Source organism: Clostridium porci (assembly GCF_009696375.1).
Lineage (GTDB): Bacteria > Bacillota > Clostridia > Lachnospirales > Lachnospiraceae > Enterocloster > Enterocloster porci.
This window is the reverse complement of the sequence record NZ_VUMD01000004.1, coordinates 279,545-301,132: the sequence shown is the minus strand read 5'-3', so window position 1 is coordinate 301,132 and position 21,588 is coordinate 279,545. Positions and strand designations below refer to the sequence as shown.

Annotated in this window: 16 protein-coding genes and 1 pseudogene; all 17 read left to right on the top strand. The window is 61.9% G+C overall.

Annotated elements, in window-relative coordinates; all coding sequences use genetic code 11:
* Positions 1-128: 128 nt before the first annotated feature.
* Positions 129-371 (top strand): annotated as a pseudogene (locus FYJ39_RS06620) (hypothetical protein); the annotation flags it as partial.
* Positions 364-2,277: a C40 family peptidase gene (locus FYJ39_RS06615; RefSeq protein WP_074661569.1), complete on the top strand. Its 1,914-nt coding sequence runs from the start codon at positions 364-366 to the stop codon at positions 2,275-2,277. The pseudogene FYJ39_RS06620 and the gene FYJ39_RS06615, both read left to right, overlap by 8 nt.
* Before the next feature lie 11 nt (positions 2,278-2,288).
* Complete coding sequence (locus FYJ39_RS06610) at positions 2,289-2,591, top strand: DUF4315 family protein (protein ID WP_074661572.1); 303 nt, start codon at positions 2,289-2,291, stop codon at positions 2,589-2,591.
* Positions 2,581-3,837: a CD1107 family mobile element protein gene (locus tag FYJ39_RS21480; RefSeq protein ID WP_074661574.1), complete on the top strand. Its 1,257-nt coding sequence runs from the start codon at positions 2,581-2,583 to the stop codon at positions 3,835-3,837. Before FYJ39_RS06610 ends, FYJ39_RS21480 begins: the two co-directional genes overlap by 11 nt.
* Positions 3,838-3,923: 86 nt before the next feature.
* A complete protein-coding gene (locus tag FYJ39_RS06600; protein WP_154465345.1) occupies positions 3,924-4,061 on the top strand; it encodes a hypothetical protein in 138 nt (45 codons plus the stop codon).
* Positions 4,062-4,079: 18 nt separating this feature from the next.
* Complete coding sequence (locus tag FYJ39_RS20855) at positions 4,080-4,556, top strand: hypothetical protein (RefSeq protein WP_235388155.1); 477 nt, start codon at positions 4,080-4,082, stop codon at positions 4,554-4,556.
* 11 nt (positions 4,557-4,567) lie between these two features.
* Positions 4,568-5,383 carry a hypothetical protein gene (locus FYJ39_RS06590; protein WP_074661577.1) on the top strand — a complete coding sequence of 272 codons (816 nt, stop codon included), beginning with the start codon at positions 4,568-4,570 and terminating at the stop codon, positions 5,381-5,383.
* A gap of 126 nt (positions 5,384-5,509) precedes the next feature.
* On the top strand, positions 5,510-7,714 hold the full coding sequence (locus FYJ39_RS06585) for a DNA topoisomerase 3 (protein WP_074661580.1): 2,205 nt from the start codon (positions 5,510-5,512) through the stop codon (positions 7,712-7,714).
* Entirely contained in the window at positions 7,711-9,789 is a 2,079-nt protein-coding gene (locus FYJ39_RS20850) for a DNA cytosine methyltransferase (RefSeq protein WP_235919751.1), read from the top strand. Before FYJ39_RS06585 ends, FYJ39_RS20850 begins: the two co-directional genes overlap by 4 nt.
* 1 nt (position 9,790) lies before the next feature.
* Entirely contained in the window at positions 9,791-10,246 is a 456-nt protein-coding gene (locus FYJ39_RS06570) for an XF1762 family protein (protein ID WP_074661582.1), read from the top strand.
* Positions 10,247-10,250: 4 nt separating this feature from the next.
* Positions 10,251-11,516, top strand: a complete 1,266-nt coding sequence (locus FYJ39_RS06565) for a DUF3848 domain-containing protein (protein WP_081352010.1) — start codon at positions 10,251-10,253, stop codon at positions 11,514-11,516.
* Positions 11,513-11,818 (top strand): immunoglobulin, encoded by a 306-nt coding sequence (locus FYJ39_RS06560; protein WP_074661585.1) that lies wholly within the window; start codon positions 11,513-11,515, stop codon positions 11,816-11,818. The genes FYJ39_RS06565 and FYJ39_RS06560 overlap by 4 nt, the downstream gene beginning before the upstream one ends.
* Complete coding sequence (locus FYJ39_RS06555; RefSeq protein ID WP_074661587.1) at positions 11,811-12,425, top strand: YodL domain-containing protein; 615 nt, start codon at positions 11,811-11,813, stop codon at positions 12,423-12,425. The genes FYJ39_RS06560 and FYJ39_RS06555 overlap by 8 nt, the downstream gene beginning before the upstream one ends.
* Complete coding sequence (locus FYJ39_RS06550; protein WP_074661589.1) at positions 12,422-12,631, top strand: transposon-transfer assisting family protein; 210 nt, start codon at positions 12,422-12,424, stop codon at positions 12,629-12,631. Before FYJ39_RS06555 ends, FYJ39_RS06550 begins: the two co-directional genes overlap by 4 nt.
* A 752-nt stretch (positions 12,632-13,383) precedes the next feature.
* A complete protein-coding gene (locus FYJ39_RS06540) occupies positions 13,384-13,851 on the top strand; it encodes a TnpV protein (protein WP_328597525.1) in 468 nt (155 codons plus the stop codon).
* Between the two features lie 26 nt (positions 13,852-13,877).
* The gene (locus FYJ39_RS06535) at positions 13,878-21,194 is read left to right on the top strand and encodes a DEAD/DEAH box helicase family protein (protein WP_154471678.1); all 7,317 of its coding nucleotides are present in this window, start codon (positions 13,878-13,880) and stop codon (positions 21,192-21,194) included.
* Positions 21,191-21,520 (top strand): plasmid mobilization protein, encoded by a 330-nt coding sequence (locus tag FYJ39_RS06530; RefSeq protein ID WP_074661594.1) that lies wholly within the window; start codon positions 21,191-21,193, stop codon positions 21,518-21,520. The genes FYJ39_RS06535 and FYJ39_RS06530 overlap by 4 nt, the downstream gene beginning before the upstream one ends.
* Positions 21,521-21,588: the final 68 nt, after the last annotated feature.

The following is a 21,588-nucleotide window of genomic DNA, read 5'->3' as shown; positions in this document are numbered from 1 at the left end:
ACAGGTTTGATTGTTTAGACAACGAAATCTACTAACCGATGGAACGCCGTGTGCGGTGAAAGTCGCATGCACGGTGTGAAGTGGGGGAAAAGCCTGAGATGATATCAGGGGCTTACCTATCACTATAGAACAGCGACTTCATCATCATGCTCAACCAGGCGGCGGGGGACCGCGCCATCCTGGCGAAGCAGCTCAACATTTCGCCCCACCAGCTCTCCTATGTGACCCACTCCGGCGAGGGTGAGGGGCTGCTGTTTTTCGGCAATGTCATCCTGCCCTTCGTGGACCGTTTCCCCACCGACCTGGAACTCTACAAGATCATGACGACCAAGCTGACGGAGGTCAGGAAGCGGGAGGTGGACAATGGCTGATAAGGCGCGCCGCCTCCATTTTACGGAGGATGAGCTTTCTGACCGGGACATCCGCAGGGCGGCGAAAAAGGCGGACAAGGCCGCCGATAAAGCGGACCGGGCGAATGAGAAGCTCCCGACCAAGAGGCGTGTGCGTATCATCCGTGACAGTGGCAGGGCGGAGGCCGTGGACGAGCGGCTCTCGGATAAGCTCCACCAGTCCCGGCAGTCCTCCAAGGCGGACCGGGAAAAGGAGAAAGCCCCATCCAAAAGGAAACCCCGCACCACCGCCAGAAGCGGCAAGGTGGAGGCCACCGCGGAGCGGCTCTCGGACAAGCTGCGCCGGTCGCCGCAGTCCACCATAGCCGCAAGGGGCAAGCTCCGTATCGAGGTGACAGAAGTCACCGCCCAGAAGCCGGGGGCGGGTGGCCGGGCGGCGGTGAACGCCCCCGCCGCTGCCCTCTACGCGGCAAGGAACACCGTCCGGGATGCCGTGGGCCGGTCGGACGATGACGGTGAGGGCAACTCCGGCGCGGACGCCCTGCAAAGCGGGGAGTCCACGGTGCGGAACGCCGGGAACGTCGTGAACAACCGCCATTACAGCCACAAGCTGAAACAGTACGACAAGGCGGCGAGGCTGGAGCGGAAGTCGGACAGCGCCAATGTGGAGGCCCTGTACCAGCGGGAGCGCCACAATTCCCCCAACCATTCCTCCAATCCCATCTCCAAGTGGCGGCAGAAGCAGGAACTGAAAAAGCGGTATATGGAGGCCAAGGCCAGCGGCAAAGCCGGGGCTTCCGGGGCGGCGAAGGGCGGAAAAAAGGCCACCGAGGGAACGAAGTCACTGGTGGATAAAGGGATTGAGTTTGTAAAGGAGCATCCCAAAGCCATCCTTATCGCTGGTGTCCTGGGGCTGCTCATCATGCTCATCGCCGGGATGTTCTCATCCTGCACCGCCATGTTCGCCGGGAGCGGGAACGCGGTGCTGGGGACCTCCTACACGGCAGAGGACGCTGACATCATCGGAGCAGATGCGGACTATTCCGCTCTGGAGACTGCCCTCAATCACCAGATAAGCAATATCGAAAGCACCCACCCCGGCTATGACGAGTACCGCTACGACCTGGCGGAGATCGGCCACAACCCCTATGAGCTGGCCTCCTACCTGACCGTCCTGTTCGAGGACTACACCAGGGCGGAGGTCCAAAGCACCCTGCAAAGCCTGTTCGCCCAGCAGTACACCCTCACCCTCACGCCGGAGGTGGAGGTGCGCTACCGCACAGAGACCCGGACGGACAGCGAGGGCAACGACTACGACGTGGAAGTGCCGTACAACTATCATATCCTCAATGTGAAGCTGACCAACAAGGGGCTGGGGGCGGTGATCCGGGCCTCCGGGCTGACGACGGAGCAGGCTGACCGCTATGATGTGCTGATGACCACCAGCGGCAACCGTTCGGAGCTGTTCGGGGAGGATGTGTACGGCGTGTCCGGGGGTGAGTACACGGACTATGACATCCCCGGCGAGGCGCTGACCGATGAGAGATTCCGCAGGATGATAACCGAGGCGGAGAAGTATCTGGGCTACCCCTATGTGTGGGGTGGTTCCAACCCGTCCACTTCCTTTGACTGTTCCGGCTTCGTGTCGTGGGTCATCAACCACAGCGGCAACGGCTGGAGCGTGGGGAGGCTGGGGGCCAAGGGACTGAAAGGGATATGCGACATCATCCCGCCCGACCAGGCGAAACCGGGAGACCTGATCTTCTTCCACCACACCTACGACGCCCCGGACCCCAGCGACGCCACCCATGTGGGCATCTATGTGGGCGATGGGATGATGATCCACTGCGGAAATCCCATCTCCTACGCCAGCACCGAGAGTAACTATTGGCAGAACCACTTCCTATGCTTCGGGCGCATCAGGTGAAAGGAGCAAAAATGAGCGAGAAACTGGACAGGATCGGGGCCGACCGGGACCGCGCAAAGGAGAAGCGCGACCAGTGGGACGCCCGCTACAAGGAACTTTGCCAGAAGTATATCCAGCAGGAGAACACGGAGATCCATGAGATGGTGCGGGCGCAGAACCTGACCCCGGACCAGCTTGCGGAGGTCCTGAAAGCCCTGCAAGGCGGGCTGTTCCCCGCCCCGGCTGCCATGCCGGGTGCGGGCGCGCCGGGGATGCAGGCTGGCCGTGACAACAACACTTCTGAGATCAAGGAGGATGAACAGGATGAAATTTAAGAGCATGATCGCCGGCCTTCTGGCTGGCGTTCTGATGATGGGGAACCTCTCCGCCGTCTGCTTTGCGACGGAGGGCGCCCCGGCCCCCACCAGCGGGGCCACAGAGACGGAGGCCGTGGAGACTGCCCCCGCTGAAACGGATGAGACTGCCGGGGTCGCTTCGGAGGACGGCAGCCCCGCCCTGCCTGACGGCGTTACCCTTGGCACAAAGGTCGTCCTGCCGGAGGGCGTGAGCATCGGTGAGGATGGGAAGATCACCTTTTCCGCCCAGGGCATGGAGCAGATCATGGCCGCCCTGATGGGCGGCGAGGCCGGTGGGGACACCGATACCGCCCCCGATACCGAGCCGGAGACTGAGCCGGAGGCCGTCACCGTTGGCACAGTTAATGTCCGCAGCGACACCTACCTGAACCTCCGCTCCGGCTCCGGCCTGGAGCATTCCGTGATCGGGCATCTGCTCCGGGGGACCGAGGTGGAAGTCGTTGGCGAGGACGGCGACTGGTATCAGGTCGTGATCCCGGAGGCCACCGGGTATGTCTACAAGGACTATCTGGATGTGACGGAACAGGAGGCCCCCGCCGCCCCGTCTGAGGAGGACGGGCAGGATGCGCCTGACCCCGGCAGCGGCTTTGACGAGGACACCCTGATGATGCTCCTGCTGATGATGAGCATGGGCAATACCGACACGGCAGAGCCTCCCTCCACCGCCCTCACCCCGGACGGCAACCTGACGCTGGTGGACGATTATGACGAGGCCCATGCGGACGGCTCCGGCAAGCAGTTCATCACGCTGGTGACAAAGGCCGGGAATACCTTCTACCTCATCATCGACCGGGATGACGAGGGGGAGCAGACCGTCCACTTCCTGAACCTGGTGGACGAGGCGGACCTGCTGGCCCTGATGGACGAGGAGGAAGCGGCAAAGTACACCAAGCCTGAGCCGGAGGTCCAGCCGCCCGCCGAGACCCAGGAGCCGGAGGATGGGGAGGACAAGCCGGACGAGGAAAAGCCCGCGCCCAAAGCGAACCCCCTGCCCGCCCTGCTTCTTGTGCTGGCACTGCTGGGCGGAGGCGGCTTCTTCGCCTACACGAAGTTCTTCAAGGGCGGCGGGAAGAAGGAACAGGCAAAGCCCGACCCGGACGCGGATTATCTGGATGATGACGAGGACTACGGCCTCCCGGAGGACATTGGGCTTGACGATGAGGACGAGGATGGCTTTGACGGGTCGGACGATGAGCCGGTCTAAGCGGAGCCATCTGTATCTGATGGAACAGTCTGCGGCTGGCGGCTGAGACCAGCCGCAAACCCTTTTGTAGAACAGGAGGTGCGGCTATGCGTATTGACCCCCGAAGGTTTCTTGAACTTCTGGTCCTCCTGATGATCTGCCTGTGGCTGATGGTCATTTATCTGGCCGGCTTCCCAAATGCCTATGGCGGATATGCCGCATCCATGTTACAATGGGTGCAGTAATGTCCGGGAGGTGATGGCGTGGGCGCAAGGGAATGGAAAGACCTGAAAGCAAAACAGAAACAGAAATTATCCGAGGTCATGTTCGGCGTGGTCTGCGCCCATTACAAGGAGCATGGGCAGATGCCCGCCGGTGCGGAACTGGAGAAGCTGGCAAAGGCGGCCTTTACCAAGATACAAGGCCGTGGGCTGGGGCTGTCCTATGAGACCGTCCATGATGTTTTCCTGAAAAAACAGGCCAGATTTACGGAGCGGATCGAGAAGAACGGCCTCCCGGAGCCGCCGAAGCCCAGGGTGAAGAAAACCGAGGCGGAGAAGCTGGCGATCAAGCGGGCCGCCCGGAAACGGAAAAAGGCGAGGCTGGCGGCGCAGGAGCAGCAGAGCTTGCCGGAGCAGGACGGCCGCTTCTTTTATATCGCCGGGTACACCTCCGGGGGCGCCCCCTATGGCGTCACCTGGGAGGAGATGGGACTGGAACCCTGGGAAGAACTGGAGTAGGAGGTGCGGATATGGGCCGCTACACGGAGCAGGAACTGAGGGACATCTTTTATGACGCCCTGGACTTCTTCAACGAAGCCCTTGACTCCGGCATCACAAGGGACAACACCGTCCTTGCGTTCTTCACCCCGGAAAACGGGCTGGATGTCTATGAGCAGTTCTGCCGGGAGCATTTTCCGAAGAACCTGGACGAGGACTACAAGGCGGAGGGCTATTTCCAGACCTTTGCGGCACAGGCTTTTTGGGGCAAGGGGCAGTACGGCGTGATGATACGCGCAGACATCGACTTCCCCCTGCCGGAGCTGCACCGTGTTTTCCTCCATGAAATATCCCACCTGTTCTGCTGTGAGAACGAGATCGAGGGCGGCGGCTTTTTTGACCGCTACTGCATGGGCAGCGGGGCGGAGGATGGCATGATGAACGCCGGGTACGCGGTCTGGCGGGAGGCTGTGGCTGACATCATGGCCGATTCCATCCTGAGCGAGTACACGTCCCTGACGCTGGCGGATGTCCGGGAGGAGGTCGGGCGGCTCTACCGTATGCTGTCCCCGGCAGACCCGGACTCGAAGAAATGTATGTCGCTGATCCTCGTGTATGTCATGGCTACAAGGGAGGTCGGCGGCGTGACGGAGTGGGCCGATGCGGAGGCGGGGCTGAAACAGCGTCTTGGGCTGGAAGACCCGGCATTGTATGCCGTCCTCAAGATGGCCTTTGACAATCTGCACCGCTCCCCGTTCTGGTCCATCACCCCGGACTTTATCATGGAACTGGGCGAAGCCTACCTCTCCCTCCTGTCGCACAAATTCCTCCGGGAGAACCTTTCCTGAAACAGGCGGCGGGCAAAACTTTATAAAAACCGTAAAGCGGACAAGGATCACACATCTTTGCCCGCTTTTTTTGATGCCCAAAATCGGGCGAAAACAGTTGATTTTTTCAGAAAGGAGCAACTGCCTATGAGCAAGTTAGTGATCTGCGAGAAGCCCTCAGTGGCGCAGAGCATCGGCAAGGTGCTGGGCGCCTCGAAGCGGTGTGACGGCTATCTGGAGGGCGGCGGGTATATCGTGAGCTGGTGCGTGGGCCATCTGGTGGAGCTGGCCCAGCCGGAGGCTTACGGTGAGACCTACGCCAAGTGGCGGCTGGAGGACCTGCCCATCCTGCCGGAGAAGTGGCGGTACCAGGTGTCCCCGTCCACCAAGAAGCAGTTCCAGATTTTGAAGGGGCTGATGGGCCGGGAGGATGTCGCCTCCATCGTGGAGGCCACCGACGCCGGACGGGAGGGCGAGCTGATCTTTCGGCTGGTCTACCACCAGTGCAAGTGCAAAAAGCCCTTTGAGCGGCTCTGGATCTCCTCTATGGAGGACGCTGCCATCCGGGAGGGCTTCGCCCGCCTGAGACCGGGAACGGAATACGACGCCTTGTATGAGGCTGCCCTGTGCCGGGAGCGCGCCGACTGGATCGTCGGCATCAACGCCACCCGGCTTTTCTCATGCAAGTACGGCCCCACCCTCAATGTGGGCCGGGTGATGACGCCCACGCTGGCGATGGTCTGCGGACGGGAGGCGGCGATCAGCGGCTTTCAGTCCGAGCCGTTCTACACGGTCCAGCTTGTGCCGGAGGGCTTTGCGGCGAACGGAGAGCGTATGAAGGAAAAGACCGAGGCGGAGAAGGTGGCGGAGGAGTGCCGCAGGGCTGGTACAGCCACCGTGGTAAAGTCGGAGCGTAAGGACCGGACGGAGAAGCCCCCGGCGCTTTATGACCTGACCTCCCTTCAGCGGGACGCCAACCGCCAGTTGGGATATACGGCGCAGCAGACCCTGGACTACACCCAGAGCCTCTATGAGAAGAAACTCGTCACCTACCCCCGGACGGACAGCCGCTACCTCACGGAGGACATGGCGGGGATGCTGCCGGGGCTGGTGGAAATGGTGCAGAAAAAGCGGGACATCTCCCCGGACGCCCCCGTCCCCGTGAACGCCGCTCAGGTCATCAACGGGAAAAAGGTCAGCGACCACCACGCCATCATCCCCACGAAAACGCTGGAGTCCGCCGACCTCGCCGCCCTGCCCTCCGGGGAGCTGGCGGTGCTGGACCTGATCGCCCTGCGCCTCGTCTGCGCCGTGGGCGACCCCTGCCGCTACTCGGAGACCACCGTCACACTGGAGTGCGCCGGACACCAGTTCAAGTCCAAGGGCAAGACGGTCGCGGACCCCGGCTGGCGGGCGTATGTCTCCGCCGCTGACGGGGAGAAGGACGGGGACGATGCGCCGCCCATCCCCGCCCTTTCGGAGAATGCGGAGCTGCCCCTCGCCAGGGTGGAGTTGAAAGAGGGCAAGACAACGCCCCCCAAACGGTTCACGGAGGACACCCTCCTCCAGAGCATGGAGACAGCCGGGGCCGAGGAGATGCCCGAAGATGTGGAGCGCAAGGGCATCGGAACCCCTGCTACCCGCGCCGCCATCATCGAGAAGCTGGTGCAGAAGGGCTTTGTGGAGCGCAAGGGGGACAAGAAGGCCAAGGCGCTGGTCCCTACGGACAAGGGCCGCGCCCTGGCCGCCGTAGTGCCGGAACAGATACAGTCCCCCTCCATGACGGCGGAGTGGGAGGAGAAGCTGCTGGGCATTGAGAAGGGCGGCTATGCGCCTGACGATTTCATGCGGGAGATCGCCGGGATGGTGACGGACCTCGTGAAGAACTATGAGACAGTGAAAGGAGTGGAGATCAAGATGCCGGGTAACAGCAAGGTGATCGGGAGCTGCCCCCACTGCGGGGCGGACGTGGCGGAGCGTGACAAGGGCTGGTTTTGCACTCATAGGGTTCCCACAAAATCGTCAGATTTTGTGGGAGAAGGAGGAGCAACGGAACGGAGCGGATGCTCGCCGCAAGGCGGGCGCAGCGGAGTGGAGTTTGTGACGACGCAGTGCCGCTTCGTCCTCTGGAAGGACAACGCCTACTTCAAGAAGATCGGCAAGCACCTGACCGCTGGCATGGCCGAGAAGCTGGTGAAGGAGGGGCGCATCAAGCTGAAGGACTGCAAGAGCCAGCGGACGGGCAAGACCTACAACGCCGATGTCCTGCTCACCACCGAGGAGGACGGCCGGGCGAAGTTCCAGATGGAGTTCGACAACAGCGGGAAGAAAAGCGGAGGAAAGAAGAATTGAATAGAGGGCAGCTTACACTCGGTTCCCTGTTCGACGGCATAGGAGGTTTCCCCTATGCCGCCTCTTTTTATGGGATTCGCGCCCTCTGGGCCAGCGAGATCGTCCCTGAGTGCGTCTCCGTGACGAAGAAGCACTTCCCGGAGATGGAACACATGGGGGACATCACGAAACTCGACGGCGGCAAGCTGCCGCCCGTGGACATCATCACCTTCGGCTCCCCCTGCCAGGACCTGAGCGTGGCATCGGGCAAGCGGCTCGGACTTGCGGGGGAGCGGAGCGGCCTCTTTCTGGAGGCCATCAGGATCATCAGAGAGATGCAGGAGGCTACCAATGGAGAATACCCGAGATTCGCGCTGTGGGAAAACGTCCCCGGCGCTCTGTCGTCCTCTGGACGGCGTGACTTTAAGGCTGTGCTTGAAGCGTTCGCAGAAACCGAAGTTCCAATGCCTCGTTCTGGACAGTGGGCGAACGCCGGGATGGTACGAGGCCGAGGCGTTGACCTCGCTTGGTGCGTGTACGACGCCCAATATTTCGGAACAGCACAGCGGCGCAGGCGTATCTTTCTTGTCGCAGATTTTAGAGGCGAACGCAGCGGAGAAATACTCTTTGTCCCCAAAAGCCTGTCAGGGTATTTTGCGGCGGGCGGAACGCCGCGGCAAGGACCTGCCGCCTATGCTCAAAGCGGCGCTGGAACAGCAGGCGCGGGGATAGACGGCTACAATGCCCAGATGACCGGCCATGTGGCGGCCACGCTGGGGACGAACTGCGGGATGTCCACCGGGCGCAACGGCGTGATCGAGATGCCGGATGGCATGGGAGCGGCGGTCCCCGCCATCTCCATGCGTATCCGCTGCGGCTGTGAGGGCGGCGGCAAGGGGCCTCTGCTCCAGATAGAAAAGAGCGGCACTCTGGCGACCGGGAACGACCAATACCTCTTTGCGCCGAAAAATGCGGTGGAGATACTGAACGACCAGGGCGGAGATTCCCTCAGTGTGGAGAAGGGCGGCGTATCGCCCACCCTCCGCAGCCAGACCCACGGCAATCTGCCCATCACCGCATACGCCATCCAAGGCTCCATGATCGGCAGGGCGGACGGGAACGGGCCGCAGGGGGATGGTATCAACGAGAATGTGTCCTTCACCCTCAACACCATCGACCGCCACGCCGTCTGCATGGCGACCGGGCAGGATGAGCAGCCGCCCACTGTGGCCGCTGGCTTCGACCTCCAGCAGATCACCAGCAAGACGAACCGCTCCACCCTGAAGCCCGTCCAGCCCACCCTCTGCGGGGCGGGCAGCCCCCATGTTGTCACGGCTCCGCTGTGCATGGCGACCGGGCAGTCTAACGCCGAGATTATGGAGGAGAAGTCGCCCACGCTGGTGGCGGGGCATGAACAGCCCATTGTGACCCACCCCCAGATCGCCGGGACGCTCTGTGCCTCCGGCGCGGGGCTTTCCCGCCCTGCCGGACAGGGGAACGAGCTGGACTTCTGCGTGGTGAGCGCGGGCTTCAAGCACAAGGCCGGCAGCCAGTCCGGGAGCATCGGCTTCCAGGAGGAGACCGCCCCCACCCTTCTGGCGGGCCAGCAGAGCGCCGTGATGAAAGCCTATGTCATCGGCGCCTACCACTCTGGCGGGATGCTCTCGGACAATCCCCAAAGTGGCTTCTATGAGGCAGATACCTCCCGGACGCTGGACCTGAACGGCGGGAACCCCTGCTGCAATCAGGGCGGCATGGCCGTGGTGGAGGGCGCTGACGGGCCGGAGGCCGCCGCCGTGGACTGCCGCAACCTCCGGGAGACGGATGAGGTCAGCGGCACACTGCTGGCAAAGGCGGCATCAGGCGGCTACTCGCTGAACTACCAGAACCCCGTCCGCACCGGGCTTTGCGTGAGGAGGCTCACCCCCACCGAGGCGGAGCGTTTGCAGGGCTACCCGGACGGCTGGACGGAGGCCGGCGCGGACGGCAGGGCCATCAGCGACACGAAGCGTTACCAGATGCTCGGCAACAGCGTGGCCGTACCCTGTGTGGCGTATATCATGCAGGGCATCCGTGACGCCGTGGGCGGTGAGTGATATGCTGTCGCTGGTCCCCGTCTCCCTGCGGGAGGCGAACGAGTTCGCGCGCCGGCACCACCGCCACCACAAGCCCACGGTGGGACACAAGTTCTCCATCGGCGTCCAGGAGGACGGGCGGCTCGCCGGCGTTGCCATCTGCGGCCGCCCGGTGAGCCGTTTCCTGGACGATGGCTACACGCTGGAGGTCAACCGCCTCTGCACCGATGGGGCGAGGAACGCTTGCAGTATGCTCTATGGCGCAGCGGTCCGGGCGGCGCGGGCGATGGGCTACAAGAGGATCATCACCTATATCCTGGACAGCGAGTGCGGCGCGTCCCTGAAAGCCTCCGGCTTCGTGTGTGAGGGGCCTGCCGGGGGCTTGGAGTGGACGGGCAGGCGTAGGCCCAGGGACAGCGGGCAGTATCCCCGCCAGATGAAAACAAGATGGGTCAAAATTTTGAGACAGGAGGACTGATAGAATGGCTGATACGGAACTGAGCAGCAAACTGTATGAGAAAGCGTCGGCGGAGCAGGACAAGTTCAGGGCATGGCTGGTGGACCAGCCGCCCGCCGATATCTTGAACCACGCTGTCGAGTATGCGGTGCGGGAGGACATCCTGATGGAGATCGGGGCGCTGGAACTGCCTGACGATCAGGCGAGGGCGCTGCTGGCCTCCCCGGACACGATGGCGGACATCTACAAGACCTTCTCCAAGATGGTCGATACCGGGCATATGGATGTAGTCCGGGAGAGCATCGAGGACCGGGCGGCCACTTTAAGTATGGAACAGGCTGTGCAGGAGGCTGTCCAGATGGAAATGGAGTCGCAGGGAAAACAGGAAGGCGTGTACCTTGTTGACCGTTCCTCCCTGCTCCACCTGAAAGAGGTCCAGGGCGGGGACTTTGAGTACACTGTGTTCGACAAGCAGACCAAAGAAAAGACCGCCGAGGGCAAGATCAGCCTGGACGATGTGCTGGACGGTATCGACCCCACCCACGACCATCTTGCGGCGGCGCGGGCAGCCGCTATCGGAGAGGCGGGGCTGCAAAGCGGGCCGCTGGGTGGCAGCGATGTGGCGCAGGTGGGCCTGACCTCCCTGAAAGATTTCCGCGATTCGGACATCCGCCGCCGCTCCGTCTGGGAGCCGGAGACACTGCCGAAGGATGACATCCGCTTCATCAACAGCGGCTATGAGGAGCAGTTCCGCATCCCGGACGGCGGTACGATCCAGGTGGAGTACCCGGACAGGACCTTCTCCGCCAAGTGCGAGTATATCGACGACTACCACACCTATGTCGGGAGCGAGGTCTACCATATCTGCCAGTTCGCCGAGGTGCTGGAGCGTGGCGGGGGCGTCTGCCGCCCGGAGCCAGAGCTGGATGCGGAGCAGGCGGCGTGGAAGATCGGCTGGAACGCCTATCTCGCCGTGGAGTGTGGGGCGGGCCATTGGGACTACCATCTGTACGATGAGAAATTCAACGAGACCAAGAGCGGCGAACTGGAGGTCGTGGGCTGCTCCATCAACGAGGTGCGGGATATGGTCCTTTTTGATAACAAACTGGAGCGCCGCTCCATGACGCCCACCGATTACGGGATGCTCATGGACAAGGCGGCTATGCAGGAACAGGAGGCGCAGGACGAGAAGCGGGAGTCCGTCCTGGGCCAGCTTTCCGCCCTGAAGTCCAGCGCAAAGGAACACCCCGCCCCCGCCCCGGCGAAGAAGCGGGACGAGGCCAGCTTATGAGCCGCCAGAAGCTGACCCTTGCGGAGCAGGAGACCATCATCCTGTGGGACAATGAGCTGGACACGGCGGAGGTCTACACCCATGACGCAAGGCTCATCAATAAGCTCCGGGAGCTTTCCCAGCGATTCCCGGAGGACTATGTTCTGGAGCGTTCCGGGCCGGGGCGGTCCGTGACCTATCAGGTCCCCAAGCGGTGCGTGGGCATCCGCCCACCGTACAGCGAGGAACGCAGACAGCGGCAGAGGCAGGACGCAAAGGAGAACGGCCTGCCTTTTTTGAGGAAGGAGGAACAGAATGTCTGACATCAGGAAATGGGACGAGGTGAACGGCGTGGACGAGGCCCCCGGCCACCTGGCGGCGTTTCTGGAGAGCGCCACCGACTCCTACGCCATCTTACAGCTGCGGCGGACAGACGACACCCTCTATGAGCGGTTCGAGTCCTATGCCAGCCTCCAGCGACAGGGCAAGGAGCCGGACATCGACCACTACGAGGTGGTCTACCACGGGGAGCTGCCCAAGGTGCCCGATACGCCGGAGGCGGTGATGGCGCAGCTGGAGGCGTTCTATGTGCAGTTCAACACCGCCCGCCCGGAGGATTTCCGGGGACACAGCCTGTCGGTCAGCGACATCGTGGCCTTGAAGGTGGGCGGCGTGGTATCCTGCCACTATGTGGATTCCATCGGCTTTAAGGAGCTGGAAAACTTCGCCCTGCGGGAGAACTACCTGAAGAACGCTGAGATGGCGATGGAGGACGACTACAACTCCATTGATGGGATCATCAACAACGGGAGAAAGGATGAGCCTGAAACGGAGCGGCACTCTGTCCTGGACGCGCTGAAAGCCCTTTCCGGCGCGGAGCAGACAAAGCGCAGGCCGCCCCAGAAGCAGGCCGGACGGGACGAGAGATGAAGGACTTTACACGGGATGAGCGTATTATGATGATGCTCTACAACCCCGGCACGCGGGCGGGGCTGGTGGCGGAGCTGGAGGCCATGCGCCTCCAGCTTACGCCCTCGGAGCGGCGGCTGGGCCGTCTCTCCAAAAGTGTCCTGGAAAAGCTAGAGGGCATGACGGACACGGAATTTGACAGCCTGGACCTGTACCCGGACATCTGACCCAAGCACACAAATCTGAAAGAAACGGAGGCAACCTATGGCATTGAATGAACCCTTACAGGCGGACGGGGCGGCGGTCGTACCGTTCCCCTCGAAAGCCGCCTACTACACCCAGATGGCGGAAGAAGCCGCCAGACAAGTGACCGGGAGCCGGGAGCAGTGGACAGCCTTCCTTACCACTGCGGCCCGGCTCTACAAATACCCCTACAATGAGCAGCTCATGATCTACAAGCAGCGCCCGGACGCCACGGCCTGCGCCGAGTATGACCTCTGGAACAAGACCATGCGCCGCTATGTGCGCCGCGGCTCCAAGGGCATCGCCCTGGTGGACAACACGGGCAGCCGCCCGAAGCTGCGCTATGTGTTCGATGTGTCGGACACCGGGGAGAGGGAGAACTCCCGCCCGGTCAACCTCTGGTCCATGCGTGAGGAATATGTCCCCGCTGTGCAGGATGTGCTGGAACGGGCCTACGGCGTGGGGGCCGGCGCGGGGCTGGAGGAGCAGATCGGGGGCATCGCCTCCCGCCTCGCCGCTGAATATTGGGAGGAGAACAAGGACAGCATCCTCGGCATCGTTGACGATTCCTTCCTCTACGGGTATGATGAGTTCAACATAGGGGTGTCCTTTCGGAGGGCGGCGGAGACCAGCATCAAGTATATGCTCTGCTCCCGCTGTGTGGAGGACCCGGAGAGCTGTTTTGAGCCGGAAGATTTCATGGACGTGTTCGACTTCAATACCCAGGCGGCGTCCAATGTGCTGGGTGCGGCGGTCAGCGAGGCATCCTCCCAGGTTTTCCGTGAAGTGGAACGGGCCATCCGAACCTACGAGAGGACGAAACAGATCGAACAAGCGGAGGAAAGGAGCCGGAAAAATGACAGAACTGACTTACACGAAGGCCGGGGATTACCTGATCCCGGACATCCAGTTGGAGGAAATGGAGGACCGTCTGCTGGGCAAGTACGGCAGGATGCGGAGGGCGTACCTGGAGGAGAACAACAAGCTCCTCTACAACCACCTGACGCTGACCGGGAAGCTGTTCCCGCACCTGTGGGAGGTGCAGGAGACGGCCACCGCCCGGATGAAGCAGTTGATGGAGGAACTGCTGGCGGCGGACCCGGCGCCGGACAAAAAGACCCGGCAGATGGACTGGGTGCGGCACATGAACGCACTGAAAGCGCAGGCGGAGGAGATCGTGATGGCGGAACTTATCAACAACTGACGCTGGAGGGGCTGTTCCCCTCCGAGATGGAACAGATCTCAATGATAGACCGACAGGCGGAGAGCGAAAAGCCCTCCGCCTTTGCTATGCCCAAAAAAGAGGAACAGGCCCCGGCAGAGGCTCCCGCCCCCGCTTTTTCTATTCCTGACGCGGAGATCGAGCGCATCCTCCGCCACGGTTCCCCCTATGACGGCGGCAAACTGCGTATCGCTGCCCTTTATTCGCAGGAGAACACGCCAGATGAGCGTGTGGAGTATCTGAAAGGCGAGTATGGGACCAACAGTGGGCAGAGCTGGCAATTTTCCGATGGCAGCCGGGGCGGTGTGCAGACCCGCCCTCAGGGACTGGTGATCCGTGACGCCAGCCACAACGCAGAGGTGCGCCTGCGCTGGTCCGAGGTCGAGAAGCGGCTCGGCGCGCTCATCCAGAACGGCCAGTATCTGAGCGGCCCGGACAAACAGCGGTATGCCGCCCTTGAGAAGAATTACGCCGAGTTCGGCGCCGTCCCTCTCCCTGCTCCCGGACACGGTTTTCCCCCTACCCCGGCAGACATCTATGAGCGGTATTACCCTGTCATCCGGGACGCCCTCCTGCGGGACACGGCGTATCGGAACGCTTGTGACAACAACGACAAAGAGACCGCCTATGTGGAGGGCGGCAAGGCCATCGAACAGGCGGCGCTCACCATCCAGGACACGGGCTTCATGCGGCTGTATTTCGATGTGCCGGAGTACCGCAGTCGTCTCCACCAGTCCCTGCTGGACGAGACCTATGAGGCCATGACCGCCGCCCCGGAACTGCCGGACCCGCCCGACCGCACAAGCGAGATGCTGACACAGGCGGCGCGGATGGCGGACGGCAGCAACTATGCCGCCCCGGAGCGGTTCTTCCTGATCGAGACCGAGGGCGGCTATGCCGTCTGGGATGACATCCGGGATGAGATATATGTTGACCCGGAGGGCGTCTCCGAGGAGTTCACCAGCGAGTGGCAGGCCGAGGACTATCTGCTCCAGGTCAAGGAGGATGTCGCAAGGCGGGAGGCCGCCGACTGGCTCAAAACGGAGGAGGCAAAGCTGCCGCCCCTGAAATATGGCATCGGGGACCCGTTCACCATCTATTCCGAGGACGGTACAAAGGAGATCGTCCTGACGAGCATCACGGATGGGGATGTGTTCTATGTCTACCCTGACGAGCCGGGGCGGGACCAGGTGTTCATGGACCGGGAGATGTTCGAGCATAGCCTGCGGACTGGACACATCCGGGACGCCCAGCCGAAAGAAGCAGTGCAGACTGCCGCCAGCTACCGCAGCGGCGATGAGGCTATCGTCATCCAGCAGTACCCCAACGGGCAGTTCTACAACCACTACGGCTACGATGAACAGCGCCGTTTTGCTATAGCTACGGCTGGCGGTTTCGCTACCTTTGAGGAGGCGGAGACGGCGCTCCGCTCACACCGCCCCAAGGCCGAGAGGGTCATGGAGGAGCCTATTCCCGGCACAGAAGCGGGGCAAACGCCGGAGGGCATGGCCCATGAAGGAGCCGGGAAGGATATTACCCCTGCCGCACCTGGGACCGATGCAAAAAGCACTGCCGCACCGCAGGAGCCGACCTATCAGGTGGGCGATACCGTCTATCTGGAGGACACGGCTTATATCGTGGAGGAGATCGGCCTGTTCGATGTCCAGCTCCGTGACCCGACGCTGGCCTATCCCGTCCTCCGCGCTGAGAGCAAGGAGAGGCTGGAGCGGATGCTCTGGGCGGATGTCAGGAACAACGCATTCCTGCCCGGTGCGAAGATCGAGGTCACGACCCCCAATTACCGGGTGAAGATCACGGCGGAGGAGGCCCCCGTCCTGGAGGAGCAGATGGGCGAGGCCGGCATCTCCACGGCGCGGTTCGTCCATGAGAACGGCGATGTCACATTCAGCTTTGCGGAGGCCGACCGGGATGCGGTCGAGCATATCCTTTCCGCACAGAGGGAAGAAGATTCTTTTGCGGATGTTGAAAAATGGGCGGCGGACTACCAGCGTCAGACGCAAACGGCCATTGCCGCATTGGAGCCTGGACAGCGGCGTATCGTGGATGCCATGCAGACGGCAGGATTTTTCTATGACCCGCTTTCCAATACCGCCCTGGACCCCCTTATCTTCCGCGCTGGAGACCTGACAGGCGGGTATCCTACCTCCTTCAAGACATGGGACGAGGCGTATGCGTTCATTGACGGGGCCGAACTGAAAGATACCCCCGGACTGCGGGAACAGGTCCAATCAGTTCTCCACCCAGACCCAACTTGGGCGCAAAACGCGCACAAGTTAGATGTAAGGCCAGCTTCAGACCAGGTTGGCCCGAAGCCGGAAGTCACCGCCACCGCCGAGACCATCTATCCCGGCGATAAGAACGGCCTGCCCTTTGATGTGGTCGTTGAACGGCTGCATTTCGGGGAGCCGGAACACGGACAGCCGGAGCAGACCCAACAGCCCGCCGCCCGCAATTTCCGCATTACGGACGACCATCTGGGCGAGGGCGGACCCAAAGCGAAGTTCCGGGCCAACATGGACGCCATCAACCTCCTGCATGAGCTGGAGTTCGACGGCAGGGACGCCACGCCAGAGGAGCAGGAGGTCCTATCCCGCTATGTGGGCTGGGGCGGTCTGGCGGATGCCTTTGACGAGAAAAAAGATAGCTGGGCAGGCGAGTTCAGGGAACTGTATGCCGCCCTCTCCCCGGAGGAATACGCTGCCGCCAGAGCGTCCACCCTCAACGCCCACTACACCAGCCCCACCGTCATCAAGTCCATCTATGACGCTGTGGAGCGGATGGGCTTCCAGACGGGCAACATCTTGGAACCTTCGATGGGCGTGGGCAATTTCTTCGGACTGCTCCCGGAGTCCATGCAGGGCAGCCGCCTCTACGGTGTGGAACTGGACTCCATCACCGGGCGCATCGCCCAGAAGCTGTACCCGGAGGCGGACATCAAGGTGGCCGGTTTCCAGACCACCGACAGGCGGGACTTCTTCGACCTCTGTGTCGGGAATGTCCCCTTTGGTGACTATAAAGTGAACGACAAGCCCTACAACAGGCTGGGCTTCTCCATCCACAACTATTTCTTTGCCAAGGCCATCGACCAGGTGCGTCCGGGCGGCGTGGTGGCCCTTGTCACCAGCCGCTACACGATGGACGCCAAAAGCCCTGATGCCCGGAAGTATATCGCACAGCGGGCGGAGTTGCTGGGGGCGGTGCGCCTGCCCAACAACGCATTCAAGGCCAATGCCGGGACGGAGGTAGTCTCGGACATCCTGTTCCTGCAAAAGCGGGACCGCCCCATCGACATCGAGCCGGACTGGGTACACCTGGGGCAGACCCCGGAGGGCCTTACCCTCAACAGCTATTTTGTATACCATCCTGAGATGGTGCTGGGCGAGCTGACCACCGAAAGCACACAGTACGGGCGGGAGGAATGTACCGTTGCCCCCACCCCCGGCGCCGACCTTGCGGAACAGCTCCGGGAGGCTGTCTCCCATATCCACGGCAGCTATCAGGCGGTGGAGCGGGACGAGGCGGACATCGCGGACGAGGCCGCCGAACGGGGCGCTATCCCTGCCGACCCGGATGTGAAGAACTTCTCCTATGCCCTGGTGGACGGGGAGGTCTATTTCCGGGAGAACAGCGTCATGAAGCCTGTGGAGCTGAGCGACACGGCAAAGGGGCGCGTGGCCGGGATGATCGGCCTGCGGCAGCTCGTGAACGACCTGATCCAGTACCAGCTTGAGGACTACCCGGACGGGGACATCCAGGCGAAGCAGGCGGAGCTGAACGCCGCCTATGACGCCTTTTACGCAAAGTTCGGGACCATCAATTCCAGCGCCAACGCGAGGGTCTTTGACGAGGACTCCTCCTACTATCTGCTCTGCTCCCTGGAGAACATCGACGAGGACGGGCGGCTGGAGAGCAAGGCGGATATGTTCACAAAAAGGACCATCCGCCCGGAACGCCATATCACCAGCGTGGACACGCCCAGCGAGGCGCTGGCGGTCTCCATCGGGGAACGGGGCAGGGTCGATCTGCGGTTCATGTCCGAGCTGCTGGGGACGCCCGGTGAGTACGGGCGCATCGCCGAGGAGCTGCAAGGCGTGATCTTCCGTGACCCCCGTGAGGCTGTGGCGGACGACCCCCTCCGGGGCTGGCATACCGCGGACGATTACCTCTCCGGCAATGTCCGGGACAAGCTGATGGTGGCGAGGATGGCGGCGGCCACCGATCCAGCCTACGCAGTCAATATGGCGGCGCTGGAACAGGCGCAGCCCAAAGACCTGGATGCTTCTGAGATCGATGTGCGTCTGGGCGCCACCTGGATCGACAAGGACTATATCCAGCAGTTCATGGAGGAGACCTTTGATACCCCGTGGCGGCTTCGGAACGCGGTACAGGTGAAATATTCACCCTCCACCGCGGAGTGGCAGGTCACGGGCAAGAACGCCACAGGGCGGCACGATGTCATGGCGTATATGACCTACGGCACAGACCGGGCCAGCGCCTACCGCATTTTGGAGGACACCCTGAACCTCCGGGATGTCCGCATCTACGACACCATTGAGGACGCGGACGGGAAACAGAAGCGGGTGCTGAACAAGAAGGAGACCACCCTCGCCCAGCAGAAGCAGCAGGCCATCAAGGACGCTTTCCGGGATTGGGTGTGGCGTGACCCCAGGCGGCGGGAAGATTTAGTCAGGACCTACAACGAGCTGTTTAATAGCACCCGCCCCCGTGAGTATGACGGCAGCCACATCGTCCTGGGCGGCATGAACCCGGACATCACCCTGCGGGAACACCAGCGGGGGGCCATCGCCCATGTGCTTTACGGCGGGAACACCCTGCTGGCGCACGAAGTGGGCGCGGGCAAGACCTTTGAGATGGCGGCCTCCGCTATGGAGGCGAAGCGGCTGGGGCTGTGCCAGAAGTCCCTCTTTGTTGTGCCGAACCACCTGACCCTCCAGTGGGCCAGCGAGTTCCTGCGGCTCTATCCCAGCGCGAAGATACTGGTGGCTACTAAAAAGGATTTTGAGACGGCCAACCGCAAGAAATTCTGTGCGAGGATAGCGACCGGGGACTATGACGGCGTTATCATCGGCCACAGCCAGTTCGAGAAGATACCCATATCCGCCGAGCGGCAGGAGCGCATCTTGCAGGAGCAGATAGACGAGATCACCGACGCCATTTCCGAGATGAAGGCCATGCGGGGCGAGAGCTTCACCATCAAGCAGTTGGAAAAGACCCGCCGCTCTCTGGAGGCGAGGATGGAGAAGCTGCAAGCCGCCGAACGCAAGGACGATGTGATAACCTTTGAGCAGCTTGGCGTGGATCGGCTCTTTGTGGACGAGGCACACGCTTTTAAGAATTTGTTCCTTTACACGAAAATGCGGAATGTGGCGGGGCTTTCCACCTCCGAGGCGCAGAAGTCCTCGGATATGTTCATGAAGTGCCAGTATATGGACGAGCTGACCGGCGGGAAGGGTACGGTCTTTGCCACGGGAACGCCCGTGTCGAACAGTATGACAGAGCTTTATACCATGATGCGCTATCTGCAGCATGGTACGCTCCGGCAGAAGGGGCTGACCCATTTCGACCAGTGGGCCTCCACCTTTGGCGAGACCACTACGGCCATTGAGCTGGCCCCGGAGGGGACCGGCTACCGCGCCCGGACAAGGTTTGCCAAGTTCTTCAACCTCCCGGAGCTGATGAATATGTTCAAAGAGGTGGCCGACATCAAGACCGCCGACCAGCTCCGCCTCCCTGTGCCGGAGGCAAAGTTTGAGACCGTAGTGGTGCAGCCCTCGGAGATACAGAAGGAGATGGTGGCGGACCTGTCCGAACGGGCCGCCGCTGTCCACAGTGGGAATATAGACCCCTCGGTTGACAATATGCTCAAGATCACCTCGGACGGACGTAAGATCGGCCTCGACCAGCGGCTGATGAACCCGCTCCTGCCCGATGACCCCAGCAGCAAGCTGAACGCCTGCGTCCAGAATGTCCTCCGCATCTGGGAGGAGGGGCAGGCGGACAAGCTGACCCAGTTATTGTTCTGCGACCTCTCCACGCCCAAGGGGGACGGCACGTTCAATGTCTATGAGGACATCCGGGACAAACTGGTAGCGGCTGGCGTCCCCCGTGAGGAGATCGCCTTTATCCATGACGCCGACACCGAGGCGAAGAAGAAGGAGCTGTTCGGCAAGGTGCGGACCGGGGAGGTGCGCGTCCTGCTCGGCTCCACCCAGAAGATGGGCGCCGGGACCAATGTGCAGGACCGTCTTGTGGCGGTCCACCACCTGGATGTGGGCTGGCGTCCCGCTGACATGACCCAGCGCAACGGGCGCATTATCCGGCAGGGCAACCGCAACAAACAGGTGCAGATTTTCCAGTATGTGACCGAGGGGACCTTTGACGCCTACCTCTATCAGACGCTGGAAAACAAACAGAAATTCATCTCGCAGATCATGACGAGCAAATCGCCCGTCCGAAGCTGTGACGATGTGGACGAGCAGGCGCTCTCCTATGCGGAGATCAAGGCCCTGTGCGCCGGCAATCCGCTGATCCGGGAAAAGATGGACCTTGACGTGGATGTGGCGAAGCTGAAAGTCCTCCGGGCCGACTACCAGAGCAAGCACTTCCGGCTGGAGGACCAGCTCCTGAAATACTTCCCCGCCGAGATCGAGGCCCAGCAGAGCCGCAACCGGGGCTTTGAGGCGGATATGAAAACGGTGGAGGCCCACCCGCTCCCGGAGGAGGGCTTTGTGGGGATGGAGGTCGGCGGCAAACACTACACGGAAAAGGCGGACGCCGGGGACGCCATCCTTGCCCTGTGCAAGGAGATCAAAAGCACCGAGGGCATCCCCATCGGCAGCTACCGGGGCTTTCAGATGGAGCTTTCCTACAACACCTTTGAGAAGCAGTTCCAGATCACGATGAAGGGTGAAATGAGCCACCACGTCAGCCTGGGTACGGACGCAAGGGGCAACCTGACCCGGCTGGACAACGCCCTCGCCGGTATCCCCGGACGGCTGGAGCGGGGACAGGAGCAGTTGGAGAACCTGCGGAACCAGCAGGCCGCCGCACAGGTGGAATTGACAAAGCCCTTCCCCCAGGAGGCGGAGCTTGCCGAAAAGAGTGCGAGACTTGCGGAGCTGGACGCCGCCCTCAGTATGGACGAGAGCATCTCCCAGGATGAGGCGGAGGTCAGTGAGGAGGTCGGTGAGGGCGAACGGCCCTCTGTTCTGGAGGACCTGAAAAAACGGGCGGCGGAGATACCCCCGGACAAAAAGCCCGGAAAGGAGCTGGAGCGCGAATGAAGAAAGAGGAAGAACTGAAGGTGCGTATCTCCCCCGAAGATAAGGAGCGCATCCGCTCCAAGATGGAGGAGGCCGGCATCCTGAACATGAGCGCCTATGTCCGCAAGATGGCTCTGGACGGTATCTGCGTGAGGCTGGACCTGGTAGATGTGCGCCAGCTCATTGTCCTGCTCCAGCGGTGCAGCACCAACCTGAACCAGTACGCAAAACGGGCGAACGAGACTGGGAGCGTCTATGCGGCGGACATCGAGGACCTGCGCTCCCGGCTGGACGAGATATGGGAGCTTTCCAGACAGTCCCTTGCCCGCCTTGCCAATATCCGATAGCGGCTGGGGGCTTAAAAAGTTTTGCAAAAGGGCGCGGAGCGGTTCCGCGTCCTTTACATAGACGGCAT

Coding starts and splice junctions, on each gene's coding strand:
- FYJ39_RS06615 (WP_074661569.1), top strand. CDS start 364: ATGGCTGATAAGGCGCGCCGCCTCCATTTTACGGAGGATGAGCTTTCT.
- FYJ39_RS06610 (WP_074661572.1), top strand. CDS start 2,289: ATGAGCGAGAAACTGGACAGGATCGGGGCCGACCGGGACCGCGCAAAG.
- FYJ39_RS21480 (WP_074661574.1), top strand. CDS start 2,581: ATGAAATTTAAGAGCATGATCGCCGGCCTTCTGGCTGGCGTTCTGATG.
- FYJ39_RS06600 (WP_154465345.1), top strand. CDS start 3,924: ATGCGTATTGACCCCCGAAGGTTTCTTGAACTTCTGGTCCTCCTGATG.
- FYJ39_RS06590 (WP_074661577.1), top strand. CDS start 4,568: ATGGGCCGCTACACGGAGCAGGAACTGAGGGACATCTTTTATGACGCC.
- FYJ39_RS06585 (WP_074661580.1), top strand. CDS start 5,510: ATGAGCAAGTTAGTGATCTGCGAGAAGCCCTCAGTGGCGCAGAGCATC.
- FYJ39_RS06570 (WP_074661582.1), top strand. CDS start 9,791: ATGCTGTCGCTGGTCCCCGTCTCCCTGCGGGAGGCGAACGAGTTCGCG.
- FYJ39_RS06565 (WP_081352010.1), top strand. CDS start 10,251: ATGGCTGATACGGAACTGAGCAGCAAACTGTATGAGAAAGCGTCGGCG.
- FYJ39_RS06560 (WP_074661585.1), top strand. CDS start 11,513: ATGAGCCGCCAGAAGCTGACCCTTGCGGAGCAGGAGACCATCATCCTG.
- FYJ39_RS06555 (WP_074661587.1), top strand. CDS start 11,811: ATGTCTGACATCAGGAAATGGGACGAGGTGAACGGCGTGGACGAGGCC.
- FYJ39_RS06550 (WP_074661589.1), top strand. CDS start 12,422: ATGAAGGACTTTACACGGGATGAGCGTATTATGATGATGCTCTACAAC.
- FYJ39_RS06540 (WP_328597525.1), top strand. CDS start 13,384: ATGTGCTGGGTGCGGCGGTCAGCGAGGCATCCTCCCAGGTTTTCCGTG.
- FYJ39_RS06535 (WP_154471678.1), top strand. CDS start 13,878: ATGGAACAGATCTCAATGATAGACCGACAGGCGGAGAGCGAAAAGCCC.
- FYJ39_RS06530 (WP_074661594.1), top strand. CDS start 21,191: ATGAAGAAAGAGGAAGAACTGAAGGTGCGTATCTCCCCCGAAGATAAG.